The 16,753-nt window shown below is 53.0% G+C and carries 15 protein-coding genes; 7 read left to right on the plus strand and 8 right to left on the minus strand.

Annotated features, from left to right (window positions below; all coding sequences use genetic code 11):
• Positions 1-83 precede the first annotated feature (83 nt).
• The 4 genes from QWF21_RS07805 to QWF21_RS07820 all read right to left on the minus strand — a co-directional run bounded on the left by QWF21_RS07805 (position 84) and on the right by QWF21_RS07820 (position 6,103).
• Positions 84-3,161 carry an efflux RND transporter permease subunit gene (locus QWF21_RS07805; RefSeq protein ID WP_330087478.1) on the minus strand — a complete coding sequence of 1,026 codons (3,078 nt, stop codon included), beginning with the start codon at positions 3,159-3,161 and terminating at the stop codon, positions 84-86.
• Between the two features lie 11 nt (positions 3,162-3,172).
• Positions 3,173-4,291, minus strand: coding sequence for an efflux RND transporter periplasmic adaptor subunit (locus QWF21_RS07810; RefSeq protein WP_330087479.1), 1,119 nt, complete (start codon positions 4,289-4,291; stop codon positions 3,173-3,175).
• A gap of 72 nt (positions 4,292-4,363) precedes the next feature.
• A complete protein-coding gene (locus tag QWF21_RS07815; protein ID WP_330087480.1) occupies positions 4,364-5,077 on the minus strand; it encodes a TetR/AcrR family transcriptional regulator in 714 nt (237 codons plus the stop codon).
• A 96-nt stretch (positions 5,078-5,173) separates the two neighbouring features.
• The gene (locus QWF21_RS07820; protein ID WP_330087481.1) at positions 5,174-6,103 is read right to left on the minus strand and encodes a DMT family transporter; all 930 of its coding nucleotides are present in this window, start codon (positions 6,101-6,103) and stop codon (positions 5,174-5,176) included.
• 105 nt (positions 6,104-6,208) lie between these two features.
• On the opposite strand from QWF21_RS07820, the gene QWF21_RS07825 reads away from it, so the two are divergent.
• Positions 6,209-7,648, plus strand: a complete 1,440-nt coding sequence (locus QWF21_RS07825) for an aminotransferase-like domain-containing protein (protein WP_330087482.1) — start codon at positions 6,209-6,211, stop codon at positions 7,646-7,648.
• Here QWF21_RS07825 and QWF21_RS07830 read toward each other — a convergent pair.
• The gene (locus QWF21_RS07830; RefSeq protein WP_330087483.1) at positions 7,628-8,791 is read right to left on the minus strand and encodes a cellulose-binding family II protein; all 1,164 of its coding nucleotides are present in this window, start codon (positions 8,789-8,791) and stop codon (positions 7,628-7,630) included. The two genes, QWF21_RS07825 and QWF21_RS07830, sit on opposite strands and share 21 nt — an antisense overlap.
• 156 nt (positions 8,792-8,947) lie before the next feature.
• Here QWF21_RS07830 and QWF21_RS07835 point away from each other — a divergent pair, with 156 nt between their 5' ends.
• Entirely contained in the window at positions 8,948-9,271 is a 324-nt protein-coding gene (locus QWF21_RS07835) for a hypothetical protein (protein ID WP_330087484.1), read from the plus strand.
• A gap of 24 nt (positions 9,272-9,295) precedes the next feature.
• Here QWF21_RS07835 and QWF21_RS07840 read toward each other — a convergent pair whose 3' ends face one another.
• Entirely contained in the window at positions 9,296-9,748 is a 453-nt protein-coding gene (locus QWF21_RS07840; protein WP_330087485.1) for a tellurite resistance TerB family protein, read from the minus strand.
• A gap of 100 nt (positions 9,749-9,848) precedes the next feature.
• On the opposite strand from QWF21_RS07840, the gene QWF21_RS07845 reads away from it, so the two are divergent.
• Positions 9,849-10,670 (plus strand): M90 family metallopeptidase, encoded by an 822-nt coding sequence (locus tag QWF21_RS07845; protein ID WP_330087486.1) that lies wholly within the window; start codon positions 9,849-9,851, stop codon positions 10,668-10,670.
• Between the two features lie 15 nt (positions 10,671-10,685).
• On the opposite strand, the gene QWF21_RS07850 is transcribed toward QWF21_RS07845, so the two are convergent.
• Both QWF21_RS07850 and QWF21_RS07855 read right to left on the minus strand, forming a co-directional pair.
• The gene (locus QWF21_RS07850; RefSeq protein ID WP_330087487.1) at positions 10,686-11,387 is read right to left on the minus strand and encodes a LiaF domain-containing protein; all 702 of its coding nucleotides are present in this window, start codon (positions 11,385-11,387) and stop codon (positions 10,686-10,688) included.
• Positions 11,388-11,516: 129 nt separating this feature from the next.
• Positions 11,517-12,044, minus strand: coding sequence for a lipocalin family protein (locus tag QWF21_RS07855; RefSeq protein ID WP_330087488.1), 528 nt, complete (start codon positions 12,042-12,044; stop codon positions 11,517-11,519).
• A gap of 90 nt (positions 12,045-12,134) precedes the next feature.
• Here QWF21_RS07855 and QWF21_RS07860 point away from each other — a divergent pair, with 90 nt between their 5' ends.
• From QWF21_RS07860 to QWF21_RS07875, 4 genes are all read left to right on the plus strand, one after another.
• Complete coding sequence (locus QWF21_RS07860; protein WP_228592667.1) at positions 12,135-12,395, plus strand: TIGR03643 family protein; 261 nt, start codon at positions 12,135-12,137, stop codon at positions 12,393-12,395.
• Positions 12,396-12,482: 87 nt separating this feature from the next.
• A complete protein-coding gene (locus tag QWF21_RS07865; RefSeq protein WP_330087489.1) occupies positions 12,483-14,054 on the plus strand; it encodes a thymidine phosphorylase family protein in 1,572 nt (523 codons plus the stop codon).
• A gap of 5 nt (positions 14,055-14,059) precedes the next feature.
• A complete protein-coding gene (locus QWF21_RS07870) occupies positions 14,060-14,950 on the plus strand; it encodes a ribose-phosphate diphosphokinase (protein ID WP_330087490.1) in 891 nt (296 codons plus the stop codon).
• A 151-nt stretch (positions 14,951-15,101) separates the two neighbouring features.
• A complete protein-coding gene (locus QWF21_RS07875; protein ID WP_330087491.1) occupies positions 15,102-16,751 on the plus strand; it encodes a methyl-accepting chemotaxis protein in 1,650 nt (549 codons plus the stop codon).
• Positions 16,752-16,753 lie beyond the last annotated feature (2 nt).

Genomic DNA, 16,753 nt, shown 5'->3' on the forward strand with positions numbered 1-16,753 from the left:
TCTTCTTTTTCAGCTAAAAAAAAGCCAGCGACAGAGTCGCTGGCGTGGGCATGGACCAGGCAAAACCCCGGCCCGAAGGAAGCTTAATCTGCTATCACCTCTTCGTTGTTGTCGGGATCTGTGCGCAGATCCCGGGCAAGCAGCAAATACATTGCAGGTACCACGAACAGAGTAAAAGCGGTGCCTATGGTCATGCCACTGGCAATTACCAGGCCCATGGCATAGCGGGAAGCCGCACCAGCACCACTGGCCATCAGCAGCGGGATCATCGCCAGCACCGTCGCTGCTGTTGTCATCAGAATTGGCCTTAAGCGCACTGAGGTAGCTTCTTCAATGGCTTCTCGCTTGCTGCGGCCTTCTTGTTGCAATTGATTGGCAAATTCCACTATCAGAATACCGTGCTTGGCTATTAAGCCAACCAGGGTCAGTAAGCCAACCTGGGTATAGATGTTCAGGCTGGTAAAACCAAGGCTGATAAAGATCAGAGCACCACACACACTCATGGGAACTGTGACCAGAATAATCACCGCATTCTTGAACGATTCGAACTGAGCCGCCAGCACCAGGAAAATCACAATCAAAGCAAAGAAGAAGGTAATCACCAGTTGCTGACCTTCAGCCTTGTACTGACGGGACTGGCCAGCATAATCGACACTGTAACCGGCAGGCAGTACTTCTGCTGCGATTTGTTCCAGCACGGCTAAAGCTTCACCCAGTGGTACGCCGGGACGGGGCAGGCCGGAAATTTTCACGGCGTTCAGCTGCTGAAATCCCTTCAATGCTTGTGGCTGCACACTTTCTTCCAGTGTGATCAAGGTGGATAAGGGCACCAGCTCACCATCTCGATTGCGGGTATAGTAGTTCTTCAGTTGTTCCGGGTTTAAGCGTTCAACCCGCTCAACCTGTGGGATCACCCGGTATGAACGGTTATCCAGCGCAAAGCGACCAGCATCGGCCCCAGCCAGCAAGCTGCCCAGATCTGCAGCTATTTGTTGCATGCTGACACCCATTAACGCTGCTTTATCCCGATCGACATGCACCGTCTGACGGGGCCGGTCTATTTTCAAGTCGTTGTCGACAAAGATAAAGCGGCCACTGGCCATGGCCCGTCCCATCACTTGCTGCGCAACTTCCTGCAGGGCTTCAAACGGCTGAGTGGAGCCAATCACAAACTCGACTGGCAAGCCGCCTCCTGGTGAGGGTAGTGATGGTGGCACCAGCGCAAAGCTGTTCAGGCCAGGCAGGCTGTCCAAAAAGGGCTGGATCTGTGTTTCCAGCACTTGCTGCGTGCTGCGGGTACGCTGATCCCAGGGGGACAGTACCATACCGGCAATAGCGGTATTGGTTCCACCCATGCCATTGATAATAAATACATTATCCAGTTCCGGGATATCATCCAGCAGCCGGTTCAGCTCTTTGGTATTGCGTTCCAGATAGTCCAGCGTGGCGTAACTGTCAGCACTCAGGATGGAGAACACAAACCCCTGATCTTCAGCAGGCTCCAGCTCGGATGGGCTGGTAATAAACAGGAAGTAACAGGAGACCAGTACGATGGCACCAAAAGTGAGCAGCACAGGCAAGTAATTCAGTGCACCATGCAGCTGCTTTTGATAGCCATTGCGCAGGCTGGCAAAGCGCCGATCCAACCAGGCTTCGAGGCGCGGTTTATCGGCTTCGGTTTTGTGCGCTTTTAAGATATAGGCACACATCACCGGTGACAGGGTCAGGGCTACTACACCGGATAGAATTACCGTAGCGGCCAGGGTAAAGGCAAACTCGACAAAGAGAACGCCGGTCAGGCCACCAACAAAGCCAATAGGAATGAAGACCGCCACCAGAGTGGTAGACATGGCAATGATCGGCCAGGCCAGTTGGCGGGCACCCAGGATCGCTGCTTCAGTGCGTGATTTGCCCTCTTCCATAAAGCGGTGGATGTTTTCCAGCATAATGATGGCATCATCTACCACGATACCAATGGCCAGTACCATCGCCAGCAAAGTGAGGAGGTTGATGGAAAAGCCCAGCAGCCACATCAAAAAGAAAGTACCTACCAGCGAAACAGGTATAGCAACTGCTGGAATAATCACACTGCGCATCGAGCCAAGGAACGCGTAAATCACCAGGACAACGATCAGCAGTGCCAGCACAATGGACACAACCACTTCGTTGATAGCGTTTTCAATGTACTCGGTAGAATCGTATGGAATATCGGCGCTTAAACCTTCCGGCAATTGCGGCAGTATTTCGCTGTCCCAAATGCGGCGTACATCGGCAATTACATCCAGCGCATTGGCATCCGGCGCAATCTCAATGCCCATAAAAGTAGCCGCCAGCCCATTGAAGCTGACGGAGCTTTCGTAGCTTTCGGCACCCAGCTCTACTTCAGCGATATCCATTAGCCGGATCAAGGCATCGTCATCGGTACGGATCACCAGTTGTTCAAATTCTTCGACGCTGCGTAGATCGGTGGCGGCATTTAAGTCGACAGCCACCATCTGGCCTTTGGTGCGGCCCAGTGCTGCCAGTACGTTGTTGCTTCGCAGCGCCTGATTGACATCACTGCCGGTGACACCCAGAGCGGCCATCCGGTTTGGATCCAGCCAGATGCGCATAGCAAAGGTGCGGGCACCCAGAATTTCAGCCCGTTGTACACCGGGGATAGTGGCGAGTTGAGGCTCGACCACCCGTACCAGATAGTCGGTGATCTGGTTGTTGCCCAGCACTTCGCTGTAAAACGACAAGTACATAGCGGCCACGTCCTGGCCAACTTTCAAATTGACTACCGGATCACGGGCATTTTCCGGCAACTCCGAACGCACCTTGTTCACCTGAGCGGCGATTTGGGTCAGGGCTTCGTTGGGATCGTAATCCAGCCGCAGGTAAGCCTCAATGGAGCTCATGCCTGCTACAGAGGTTGATACAATGTAGTCAATCCCTTCGGCTGCCGCAATTTCCCGCTCCAGTGGGCTGGTGATAAAACCCTGGATCAGATCGGCATCGGCACCGATGTAGGTCGTGGATACTGTGACCACGGCATTTTTAATTTCCGGGAATTGCCGCACATTCATATCGAATATGGAGCGCATCCCCAGCAGAATAATAAACAGGCTCACCACCGAAGCCAGTACAGGCTTGCGGATAAAGACGTCGGTAAAACGCATCTTTGGGTTCCTTATTGGTTGGCCGGTTGTGGGTTCAGTTCGGCACTGGGTTGAGCGTTGCCATTTTCACTGACCTGAACGGCGGCTCCGTTACGCAGTTTCAACAAGCCAGACGTTGCTACCCGATCCCCTTGTGCTAAACCATCCGTAACATTAATCAGATCACCCCGGCTTTCACCGGTCTGAACAAAGCGTTGGAAGGCTTTCAACTGACCATCCTCTTCGCGCAAGACGAAGACTGAGTTGCCGTAGGTGTTAAACTGGATGGCCGTTTGCGGTACCAGCAAAACATCGCGTGCTTCGCCGGTTAATACTTCTACCCGGCCAAACATACCTGGTCGCAATTTTTGCTCCGGATTTTGCAAAGTAGCTTGTACTTCCACGCTACGGCTGGAAGCACGAACGGCTGGTGCAATGGCTGTAATGACACCATCAAAGCTTTGTTCCTGGTAGGCATCAACCCGTACCCGTAACTGTTGGCCTTCGTGGATGTCCGCCAACCGTTGTTCTGGCAGGGTGAAATTCAGGTAAATGGGATCCAGGGATTCAATGGATACCACGGCAGAGCCCGGTGAGACCAATTGGCCTAAATTCACCCGCCGAATGCCAGTGATACCACTAAAGGGGGCCCGGATTTCTTTCTGGGCAATGCGGGCTTGCTGGATGCGCACCGCTGCAGCGGCTTGCTCCGCTTCACTTTCACGGCGACGCAAATCCAACTCGGAGACGCTGCGCTCCTGAAACAGACGCTGATTGCGGTTCAGCTCTATTTGCGCCAGCTTTTCAGCAGCCTTTAAGCGAGCCAATTCGGGCTGGTCGATGCTGTCATCCAGCTTCACCAGCAGTTGGCCTTGCTCGACGGCCGCACCATTTTCAAACAAGATTTCCCGGACGATGCCGCTGGTTTCTACAGTCAGCTCTGTGCCTTGCATGGCAACAAAGCTACCTACTGCAGTAATGGAAGCTTCCCAGCGATCAGCGTTGGCACTGGCGGCGGTAATGCTCGCTACAGGCATTGGCATGTTGTCGAAAAAATCATTCATAAAATGATTGCCGATAGCTTTGTAGCCAAAAATGCCGCCAAACACGATGATGGCGGCGAGTAACATCAGACTCATGCGCTTAAACATGATTGCTCCTTGATAGACTGCTGTGCAGTCTGCTGTTTAGATGAAAGCCGTTGCTAAGGTTGTCTGCTGCCCTTAGTTAATCTGTAAATGTCGTTCTATGTGTTGTACCAGCCTGGTCAACTCCGCGGGCTGGGTTAAATCCAGCAGTGGTTGCCAACCCATGCCATTCAACAGTCGGTGCATATTGCGGTACATGGTCGTAGGGCCGAGTGGAATGGAAAAAGCCTCCAGCAGGCCTTGTGTATGCTCCAGGCTATGACTGCCCTGGCACAAAGCCCAGGTTGCGTAGCCCAACTCCATGGTGCTGGCACCTTGCGGATCCAAATCCCCGTCATCAATGGCCTGTTGCACTATGCTGCTGACAATATGACAAATGGGCTGACCACACTGCAAAAACTGTTGCCGCCGTGCTTCGGAGGCATTCTCCCAGACGGCTTCGGTCATCACATATTGTGTCAGTTTGACGTAGTTGGCCTGACGCTGGTTGAAATCCTGCTCGGCTACACAAATGGCGAAAATTCGCTGGCGTGACGGCGCCTGCCATTGCTGAATTCGTTCAAACATTTCCAGGTGCAGGGCTGAGTGACGAACCAATAATGCCATCAGCAGATCCTCTTTCGAGGTAAAGTGCTGATACAAGGTACCGGTCGCGTAGTCGCAGGCTTTCGCCAGCCTCGCCATCTGCAGCTGAATAAAGCCTTCTTCTGCAATTAATTGTTCGGCAGCATCCAGAAACAGTTGTTCCCGCTCTTCCCGTTCCCGTTGCTTGCGTTCCGATGTACCCATAACCACCTCAGTTGATAAGGTGGCATATTTTGAATCAGATTCAAAAAACGATCAAGCGTTCATTTTATGAACCTTTGTAACAAAACATGTGCAAGGCTAAGTCGCGGCAGGCAGGCGCTTCGCTGGTTTGATGCGCAGCCAGAGCTGTTTCAGTTTGTCAAAAGGAGTGAGTACCAGCGCATTGCCGATCAATACCAGGCAGAAGCCGGTCACAGTGCTTAGTTGCCATTGAAAACCTTCAAACAAGGAGCTAAAAACTACCGCCACTAAAGGAAACAGTACGATAACGTAGCTGGCTTTCTCCGGCCCCATCCGTTTTAGCAGCGCAAAATAGCTGCCAAACGCAATCACAGAGCCAAACACTGATAAATAAAGCAGTGACCACAGATAAGCCGGTTGGCTGCTGATGGTAAAGGTTTTGCCATTCAGCAGGGCCAGGGCTGCCAGTGCCAGGCTGCCATACAGCATGCCCCAGGCATTCATGGGCAAGATCGCAAGGCCGCGTCGGGAGTTACGCACACTGAGCATATTGCCAAAAGAAGCGCTTAAAGTACCGGACAGAACCAGCAGCAATCCCAACAAGCTGGTATTGGCCAGTGACAACTCGGTGAGATCCGGTGCAAACAACACCGCAATGCCAGCAATACCAAGCAGAGCCCCTGCATAAATGCGTTTGGCAATAGCTTGGCCAAAAAACAACCGGGTATTGACGATGTTCATCAGCAACATGGTGGAAAAGGCAATGGCTGCCATGGCTGATGTCAGGTACAGCTGGGCCTGATACAGCAGGAAGTAATTCAGGGCGAAGTTCAGCACAGCCATCAGAGCAACACTCAGGTGCATCGGTATAGGCATTTGCATTGGTAATTTACGCCACAGACACCAGAGCCAGAGCAGCAGCGCAGCCAGGCCAAAGCGATACACCAGGGATACTTCAACTGCTACATCGCCCAATTGAAACTCGATAGCAAACCATGTGGATCCCCAGATCAGTACGGTCAGCAAGTACAGCATGGCGGTTTGCATAAGTATCTCCAAAGCGGGCTAAGCAGGCCTGTGTATGGTAGCGAATTTCTGTATACTCACCATGCACAGAAAATAAAAAATACGACCTGTACAGTTGAGGTGATGATGAACCCTGCGATTCAACGCGACCAAACCGAATTCTTGTACCAGCAGGTGGTGCGGTTGGTGCGGCAGCTGCAACAGCAGCAATTGCTGCGGGTTGGTGACCGTCTGCCCTCCTTGCGTCAGCTCAGTCAGCAATTAGGAATCAGTATTCCCACGGTACGGCAGGGCTACGAAGAGCTGGAGCGGCTTGGCATCATCGAGGCCAGAGATCGTTCAGGCTATTACCTGAAGGCGGAGAACCGGCCACAATGCCGGCCAGTGCGACTGCCACTTAGTACTGAGCCAGTACCGGTCCGTCAGCAAAGCTTGCTGGAGCAGTTTTATCAGGCGGTGCATCAGCCTGGGATTTTGCCGCTTGGCATTGCCCAGCCCAGCATGGCGCAGCCTTCCGAAAAAGCTTTGCTGCGTACCATGCGCAGAGTGACCACCCTGGCTGGTCAGCAGGTTATGCATTACGGGCCTATTGATGGCTTTGCGCCGCTCAAGCGTCAACTGGCCTTTCGTTATCTGGATGTTGGTTTATCCTTACAACCGGATGAGTTGATCATTACCAATGGCGGGCAGGAAGCGCTGGCGATTGCTTTGCAGGCCGTTGCCAAAGCCGGTGATGTGATCGCGGTGGAGTCACCTACCTACTTCGGGGTGCTGGAACTGATTGAAACCCTTGGGATGATGGCGGTGGAGATCCCGGTGTGTCCGGACGATGGCATCTGGCTGGCCGATTTGCAGCATGCGTTGCAGCATCAGCCCATTCGAGCCTGCGTCTTTTCTTCGTCCATCAGTAATCCGATGGGCTCTTTTATGCCGGATGCACAACGTGAAGCATTGGTGCAGCTGCTGGAGCAGCGCGGTATTCCGTTGATTGAAGACGATGTCTATGGTGAGCTTTACTTTGGCGCAGCCCGTGGCCGGCCAGCGCAGTGTTTTAGCCACCAGGGACTGGTACTGACCTGCAGCTCTTTTTCCAAGACCGTTGCGCCCAGTTATCGGGTCGGTTGGCTGCTGCCCGGACGATTTGGTTCGGAAGTTTGGCGTTTAAAGCGAGCTTTGTCTTTTGCCTCTTCTTTGTTAAATCAGTGGACTATGTCGGAGTTTATTGCCAGTGGCGATTACGATCGCAATCTGAAAAAACTGCGGCAAGTGCTTGCATTGAATAAAGAGCGGATGATGGCGCTGGTGCAGCAGTATTTCCCGGCGGGAACTAAAGTCAGCAATCCGCAGGGTGGTGCTGTGCTCTGGATAGAGCTCAACGAGCAGGCCGATTGCAGCGACTTGTTTCAGCAAGCCCTGCGGCAGGGCATCAGCATAGCGCCAGGCACCTTATTTTCGCCTTCGCAAAAGTTTCGCAATTGCTTTCGGCTTAGCTTTGGTGTGCGTTGGCAGCCAGAGTTGGAGCTGGCTATTCAGCGATTAGGTCAGTTAGCCATTCGGGCGTCGTAATGCTTGTTCCACATCGATACCTAATGTCAGCACGCCGATATGCTGGTTGTTGCTATCGCTGACCGCGATACTCAACTGTACCTGGAAACGTTGGGTCGAGGCATCAAAGACTACGGCATCCAGAAAGTAAGGCGTGGCTTGTTGGTATACATTGAGAAACTTCGCTTCATTGCCTTGCCAGTAGTCCGAGGTAATAGCACTGATAGCAACATTCTTGCCCTGCTGATCGGTCAGGATAAGCTCGGTCACCAGACCTTGTTGCTGCTGTTGCCAATGCAGCAAGTACTGCGATAATGGCTGTTGCAGCATCTGCTGGCCTAACTGAGGCTGCATTTGCTCCACTTCGTCCATCCATTGTTGATCCAATTGCATAAGTTTACTCTGTGCCATCGGCTGCTGATTGCTGGCCTGCACGGCATCAAGCAGATGTTGTTGGCTGGCCAGAGCTGTGGCCAATGGCAGGAAAACATGCAGGATCTGCTCTTGTTCTATCGGGGAAAGGGTGAAGGGGCTTTGGGCACAGCTGTGGATATGGTGATTGAATTGCTGCAAAAAATCAGGCCGGGCTTGCAGAAACTGGTGAGATACAAAGAGCCCCAGCGGTACATAGCGGAAAAAGGTGCGCTGGTAGTTGCTGCTGTCCAGCGCCAATTGTTCTGCGGCGAATTCAAAATCCTCCAGGTCCAGCAATACTTTATCAATCCGTTGACGCCGCAGGATTTGTATCAGCTCTGACAGGGTATTGACCTCAACCTCTGGCCGAATTCCCATGACATCGAACCAATTGGCTTGATGACTGCCGCGAATGACCCCATATCGGGTAGTAGCACTGCTTTTACCAATGCTATCCGGATGGGTGAACCAATACCAGTTTTCCAGAAACATTGGTGCGGATAGCTCGCCATAGTGCTGCATTTCAGCCAACAGGATGGCCGTGAAATAGCCATCCAGCCGCTGCATCTGGACTTCCCGTTGTGCCCGTAGCCAGGGCAATGTTTGCAACTGGTAAGGAGTGCGCATCTGTTGCAAAATACAATGAACCTGGCGGGTGGCATTGGTTGGGGATGTCACAGGCACATTGGTGCCAAGCTGCAGAGGCTGGTTGACACTGAGGAGTAAGCTGAAAAACGGAAGTGTTAACATTTACCGTTTATCTGTAATTAAATCGTAGGGCAAGTATAGCAGGAATGAGTTATCTTGCTGTTGTTCAGTTTCTGCTCAGTCTGAGCTGATTAGTATGCAATGAAAGTGACGCCAGCGGGACTGTTTACCGCAATGGGCGGACACTAAGGAATAGGTATGATCATGTTTTCATTTCAGCGGCAAAACAACCAGTGGCAACGGCTCTGGCGGCAACAGCAAGCAGCAGGCCCATTGCAGCGTATTTTGGCCTGGCTGGTAATGGGGGTTTTACTGGTCGCTGGCTTTTTCCTGATCCTGTTGATGCTGTTACTCAGTTGGCTGCTTATCCCACTGTTTTACTGGCGTTATCGCCGTAAGCTGCGGGCTTTTCAGCAGGCAGCTAGCCAGGCACAACAACAGTACCAGCAACATAGCGAGCAGCCACGCCGATCTGGCCACCGGGTGATTGAAGGTGAAGTGGTTGATAGAAAAGAAGAATAGAAAACGGCATGCAAGCCGTTTTCGTTACCGTTGCACCGCCAGTTTGCATTGAATGAAATCGCTGTGGCGAATAAAGAGCAAGTCGGCAATTTTACGCAGCATGGCTTCTTCATGTGGGTCCAATTGGCCATCATGGTAGGCAATACGCCAGAGCTGCTCCAGTAACTCCAACCGCTCTGGGTAGCTCAGATCTTTCATTTTGGAAGTAAAGCGGTGCAGGCAAACCGAGTCACTGCTGAGCTGCTTGGCCCGGCTGAACACCACTTCGGCATCTGAAGCAGCTAATTGATACTCATCAGTCAGGTAATTGAGCACCACATCGTGTTCGGCGCTGGCATCCTGAAAGTCAGCTGCAGCCACTTCCAGCATCAGCACTACCGACATCAACTGCGCTTCGCTGACCAGCTTTAGTGCCGGGCAATCGGCGACCGGCTCTGTACCACTACGCTCCAGTAATTGCTTAAATAATTGAAACATACCTGCTCCTGTCTCCAGCTTTTGCCGTGATTGGCCGCTTGATTTTTTTACTCTGCTACCCAATTGTACAGATCAGTTCATTTTTATCTGAGTGCTTTTTATGCCAATGGTTCTGCTGGCGCTAATTACCTTGTTGCTACTAGGCTGGCTGCTGGGGCAACCTTACTGGCGGCGCTGGCAGCGCCAGCGGTTATTGAAACAGCCTTTTCCACACAGCTGGCGGCAGATTTTAAAACGCCGGCTGCCTTATTTTCGGGCTTTGCCAGCCGACTTGCAACTGAAGCTGAAAAAGCTGATCCAGTTGTTTATAGCAGAAAAAGACTTTGTTGGTTGTGCTGGCCTGGTGATGGATGATGAGATCCGGGTGACCATTGCCGCACAGGCTTGTTTGCTGCTGTTGGGCCGGCCGAATGATTTGTATCCTGGTTTGCGACAGATTCTGGTGTATCCGGCGGCCTTTGTGGTGCCAAACAGGCAGCCGGATGCTGCCGGTGTGGTGCACCATGGGGCCGGGGTATTGCTGGGCGAGTCCTGGGGTCAGGGCCAGGTGATTTTATCCTGGCAGGACTCGCTAAAAGGTGCTGCCGATCCCTTTGATGGCCATAATGTGGTGATCCACGAGTTTGCCCATCAGCTCGATCAGCAAAAGGGCTATGCCAATGGTGCTCCCGATTTGGGTGCCGGTCTGGATGTAAAGCGTTGGTCTGAGGTATTTCAGCGTGCTTTTGATCGCTTGCAACAGCAGTTAAGCCGTGGGCAGCCTGGTGTATTCGATCCCTATGCGGCTACCAATCCGGCCGAGTTTTTTGCTGTTGCAAGTGAGGTGTTTTTCGAGCAACCGCACAGCATGCAACAACAAGAGCCAGAGCTCTATCAGCAGTTACAGCAGTTTTACCGGCTTAACCCTGCACTATGGCAGTAAAGGAGGGAGCATTGCTCAGGCTTTATCCAGGCCCAGTGCCGATCGGATGCTGTTGGCAAAATCGGTAAAGCGCTGTTTTAAACTTCGTTTGATCGATACATCCAACGAGCCCAGTACCGAATAGCCTTCAATCCGGATGCAGTGGGTTTTGCGGCTACCCGGTCCGCCTGAACCCACCGAGTTATCACTGGATGCGGCAATGTTATTCAGTTCACTGATCACCGCCACATGCTCCGGTACCTGAATGCTGACACTGCCCAGCCAGTTGGTCAGTTGCAAGGTCAGTTGTTGGTGCTCAAAAACGGCTTCGGAAAAATCCAGTTCCACCGAGGACAACGCATTAATAAGAGTAAGGTGTTGGGGCACCCGCCAGGGCCCGGAACGCTCATCACTGCTTAGAATAGAGACCAGGCGGTCTTTATCGGTTAGTTCGTCAGCGGTCTTTGCCCCAGCGGAGCCTGGTGCTGCCGTGGTTGCATCAAAGTTCTGTGACCACATGGCCCGGTATTTGGCATCCGGCTCTAAGGTCAAATCTGCCACTTGCTCAATCAGTACATAGGGGTCGTCGGAGTTGGTAGCAATATCGAGCCGGCGTTCAAAGGCCTGCTCAGAAATCACACTGTGGCTGTAGTTCATGATCAGTTGATCGATAACAGCTTCGCGTACCTGGGCGATGGGCCTGTCTTCCAGTTTCACCCCTGTGATATCTATCGCCATGGGTATTCCTCTATCTCCATACGCCAGCCAGTCTGGCTACTTTTTCATCATTTTGGCTCAGGATGGCGTTTGGCGAAAGGGGCAAATTGTAAGTATTTCTAACCGTTTGGAAGGTGTAGCTTTTCGCTGCTACTCGTTGTTTGCTGAAGCTAAGCAGTCACTTAGCCAAATCAGCGCTCCGGTATCCACCCCGATGTTAGCGGCTTTTTGCTGGTAACGCAGGCAGTCATCGGCAGAAGGGGTGGGGCTTCTGGCTAAAATCCAGGCGTAATTTAGATTATGACCGACCACCAATGCCATGCTGTAGTCGGGCTCCAGTTTGGCAATGTTGTAACTGGCAAAAAAGGGCCCGAAGAAAGACACCTTCAGCTTGCCGGTTGCGTTATCACCGGCAAAATACGCACGTCCCTCGGCCTCGCGCCATTCATCGCGGCTTTGGTGATAACCACGATTCAACACCCGGACTCCTCCATCGTTGCGCATGCTGTAATGGGCGGTAACTTCGCTAAGGCCCCGTTCGAAGCGGTGATCCAGTCGGGCTATTTCGTGCCACTCGCCTAAATACGACTCCAGCTCGAACGGTGAAACAGGTTGCACGCTATTGGGTGTGCCTGTGCAGCCTGTCAGTAGGATAACAGCAGCAAATAACAATCGCATGGTAAGGACCTTCAGGGTTGTTGAATACTATGCATCCGAATACGAGCCAGCACCGTAATCGGTTGCATCGAAAACAAGGATACCAACACCATGCCACATTCGTTTAACCAAGAACAGCTATCGCGCATTATTGAGATGGCCTGGGAAGATCGAACGCCTTTTGAAGCGATAACCATGAATTTTGCGTTATCGGAAGCCGAACTTATCCGCTTGATGCGCTCTGAATTAAAACCAGCCAGTTTCCGCTGCTGGCGTAAACGTGTGGCTGGCCGCATTACCAAGCATGGGAAACTACGCTCTAAAGCGGTGAATAGAGGCTATTGTCCCAGCCAATACAAACACCGAAGCTAGATCTGCATCAAAGGAAAGCATCATAGTTCACTTGGCAGCATGGAGCAGGCCAGCTAGAGTAAGGATACTCTGGCTTAAGGCGCTGTTATGAAATCAACTGCTGGTGATAAAACGAAAAACACTCAACCGCTTACTTTGAAGCGGGTGGGGATTGATACGTACCATGAAAACGTGGCTTATCTGCATCGGGACTGCGAAATCTACCGCGCCGAGGGGTTCCAGGCTTTAGCCAAGGTGGAAGTGGAAGCCAAAGGCAAACGTATTCTGGCCAGTTTGAATGTGGTGGACGATGCCAATATCGTCAATGGCCAGCAACTGGGCCTGTCGGAAGAAGCTTTTGCTATGCTTGGCGCACCCGATGGCGATGCCGTTCGGGTTGCACCGGCCGAGCCACCACACTCCATTCCGGCTTTGCATCGTAAAATTGCCGGCGAACGGTTAATCCGGGAGGATTTTACCAGCATTGTGCAGGACATTGCGGCGCACCGTTACTCCAAAATTGAACTGACAGCTTTTGTGGTAGCTTGCAATCAGGGTGAGCTGGACCGCGAAGAAGTGTTCTTTTTAAGCGATGCCATGAGTAAAGTGGGGCGTAAACTGGATTGGCAGGAGCATCCGGTGGTGGATAAACACTGCATTGGCGGCATCCCCGGCAACCGTACTTCGATGCTGCTGGTGCCGATTGTGGCAGCCCATGGCATGCTCTGCCCCAAGACATCATCACGCGCCATTACCTCGCCGGCTGGCACAGCCGATACCATGGAGCTGTTAGCTGCGGTGGAAATGCCCTTCGAGCAACTCACCGAGATTGTGCACCGGCACCGCGGCTGTCTGGCCTGGGGCGGTACCAGCGATTTATCACCGGCCGATGATGTGCTGATTTCGGTGGAGCGGCCCTTGTCGATTGACTCGCCGGGCCAGATGGTGGCCTCTATTTTATCGAAAAAAGTAGCTGCAGGCTCCAGTCACTTGCTGCTGGATATTCCGATTGGCCCAACGGCTAAGGTGCGTAGCATGCCGGAAGCCCAGCGACTGCGTAAACTCTTTGAGTTCGTGGCCAAGCGTATGGGCCTGACCATCGATGTGGTGATTACCGATGGCCGTCAGCCGATTGGCTATGGCATAGGCCCGGCACTGGAAGCCCGCGATGTGATGCGGGTGCTGCAAAATCACCCCAAAGCTCCCAATGATTTGCGGCAAAAATCCTTACGCCTTGCTGGCCGCATGCTGGAGTTTGACCCCGATGTGCGTGGTGGTGATGGTTTTGGCATTGCCCGCGATATTCTGGACTCGGGCCGGGCGCTGGAAAAGATGCAGGCGATTATTGCGGCTCAGGGGCAGCGTGATTTTGATCCGGACAATCCGCCCTTGTCACCACTGTCGTTTGAAATAGCTGCAGCAGAGTCCGGTACTGTGGTAGCGATAGATAACATACAACTGGCACGTATTGCCCGCTCGGCCGGGGCACCGCGCGCCAAAGGGTCCGGGGTCGACTTGCTGGCTAAGTTGGGAGAGCCGGTGGTGGCCGGTCAGCCGCTTTATCGCGTGTATGCTGCTTACCCAACCGAGCTGGCTTTTGCCCGCCAGGCCTGTGAGCGCAGCTCTGGTTACCGGATTGGCGATGCCAGTCAGCTGCTGTCCCTGCATGTGGAGTATTGAATCTGATGACGATTTTGTTGTGTTCCCCTGATGAAAAAGCTGCCGCAGAGCGGCTGGCCAATGCCTGTAAGCTGCCGCTGCTTTGCTACCAGCAGCATCGTTTCCCGGATGATGAGCTAAAGCTGACCCTGCCGTTTGCCGATGGCGATGCACCAACACAACTGGTGCTGTACCGCAGCCTGGACCGGCCAAACGATAAGTTGGTCGAACTGATTCTGCTGGCAAAGCACTTGCGAGGCTGCGGTGTAAAGCGTGTGCTGTTGGTCGTGCCATATCTGGCTTATATGCGGCAGGATATTGCGTTTTACCCCGGGGAAATTGTTAGCCAGAAAATCATTGGCAGTTTGTTGGCGGATTTATTTGATGCGGTGATCACTGTCGATCCCCATTTGCATCGCATCGAACATTTGCGTGAAGCCATCCCAAGAGGCGACGCCATTGCGCTGAGTGGCGCCCCCAGGCTGGCGGATTTAATCGCGGAAAAATGTCAGCAGCCTTTGCTGATTGGGCCGGATGCCGAGTCGCGGCAATGGGTCGAACTGGCCGCAGCCCGCATTGTCTGCGATTATGGGGTCTGTAGCAAGGTACGGCATGGCGATAAAGAGGTGGTCATAGCCTTGCCAGATGTGGCGGTTAGCGGGCGCCAGGTGGTGCTGATGGACGATGTTGCCAGTTCTGGGCGCACCATGGCCAGAGCCGCCGAGCAGTTGCTGGCAGCCGGTGCCGCTTCAGTCGATGTGGCGGTGACCCACGCGCTTTTTGCCGGTGACGCCCTGGCGACTATCCAGCAGGCTGGTGTACGGCATATCTGGAGTACCGACTGCATTGCGCACGATAGCAATGCCATCAGTATGGCACCCATATTAGCAGAGGCCTTAGCGCCCCTCTTGATTTGAATTAAAGTGCACTACGACACAACGATCACCCTGGATCAGCAATATTTTTCGATAGCAAGGAAGCGTTTATTTCATTAGAGATGTTTTAACTAAGCATGTATTGTGCACGCTATTACAGGCACTTCGCCTTTAAGCTGTAATGAGGTGTGCAATGCAAAAAAAACAATCGATGACGGTGGCCAAGCGGCTGGGTTTGGGTTTTGGCATCGTGCTGCTCCTGATGGTGGGCCTGACCCTGATTGGGGTAGAGCGGGTTCAGCGAATTAATCAAACATTGACTGAGATGACCGAGCTGAATTCAGTCAAACAACGCTACGCCATTAACTTTCGTGGCAGTGTGCACGATAGGGCTATTTCACTGCGCGATGTCACCTTGGTCGACAATGCGCGTGATATCCCAGCGTTACTGCGTGATATTGAACAACTGGAATCATTTTATCTTAACTCCCGTCGCCTGATGGATGATATCTTCCAGCAGCGCAATGGCGTTAGCGCAACCGAGCGGCAATTGTTGCAGGCAATCGATGTGGTGGAGGCGAGAGCTTTGCCGCTGGCAAATCAGGTCATTCAATTACGCCAGCAAGGCCAGCAAAGCGAGGCACAGCGGTTGTTGCTGGCACAAGTCGGCCCAGTCTTTGTCGATTGGTTGGCCAGCATCAATGCCTTTATTGATTATCAGGAAGCAAAAAATCAACAAGCCACCGATAATGCCCAGGGTATCGCCGGGGCTTTTGCTCTGACCATGGTATTGCTGACTGCGGTGGCAATTTTCATAGGTATTGCCATGGCCGTCTGGATCCTGCGTTACTTACGTCAGGCACTGGGAGGTGAGCCGGATGAAGCAGCCGAGCTGGTGAGCCAGATTGCAGCCGGTGATCTGACGACGCAGATCCGCGACAGCCTGCCAAACAGCATGCTGGCGGCTGTGGCGAATATGCAGCTGCAATTACGGCAGACCCTGAGCGAGGTAGTAGGGGCAGCAAACACAGTCAAGACCCAGGCCGATGAGCTGGATCAGGCCGCACTGGAAGCACTGGAAGCCACCGAGCGACAGGCGCATTCATCCACCGCATCAGCTGCCAGCATTGAACAAATGACGGTGAGTCTGAAGCAGGTGGCCAGTGTGGTCGATTTGACAGAACAAAACTCACAAAAAACTGCAGATTTGTCGGATCAGGGGGCGCGCCTGGTACAAGACGCTGCCACTGAGATTGCAGTCGTTGCCGAGACCGTTGAGCAGTCAGCGAGCAAAATTGGCGAGTTGCAGCAGCGCTCCAAGGAGATTGCCGGTATCGCCAATGTGATTAAAAGCATTGCGGAACAAACCAATTTGCTGGCACTGAACGCGGCCATCGAAGCAGCCAGAGCCGGTGAGTCTGGCCGCGGTTTTGCGGTGGTTGCCGATGAAGTAAGGCAGTTGGCAGAGCGCACCAGCAAGGCGACCACTGAGATTGCCGGTATGATACAGCTGGTGCAGGATGATACTCAGTTAGCGGTTGCCTCGATGGAAACGGCAGCGCCGAGGGTGGCGGAAGGATTATCCAGAGCCAATGATGCTGCCAGTATGCTGCAACAAATTCGCAGCCAGGCGATGGACTCGCTGAACAATGTTCGCGATGTTGCCCGCTCAACCAATGAACAATCGACGGCTGTCACCGAGCTTGCCAAACACATTGAGCAAATTGCCAGTATGTCGCGGGATAATGCGGTGGTGATGCAGCAAAACCGTGGTGCTGTTGCTGCGCTGCAGCGGGTGGCCACAGGCTTAGGGCAGCAGGTGGCTCGCTTTAGAACTAACTAATT

It is taken from the genome of Alkalimonas mucilaginosa (assembly GCF_036327005.1).
Taxonomy (GTDB): domain Bacteria; phylum Pseudomonadota; class Gammaproteobacteria; order Enterobacterales; family Alteromonadaceae; genus Alkalimonas; species Alkalimonas mucilaginosa.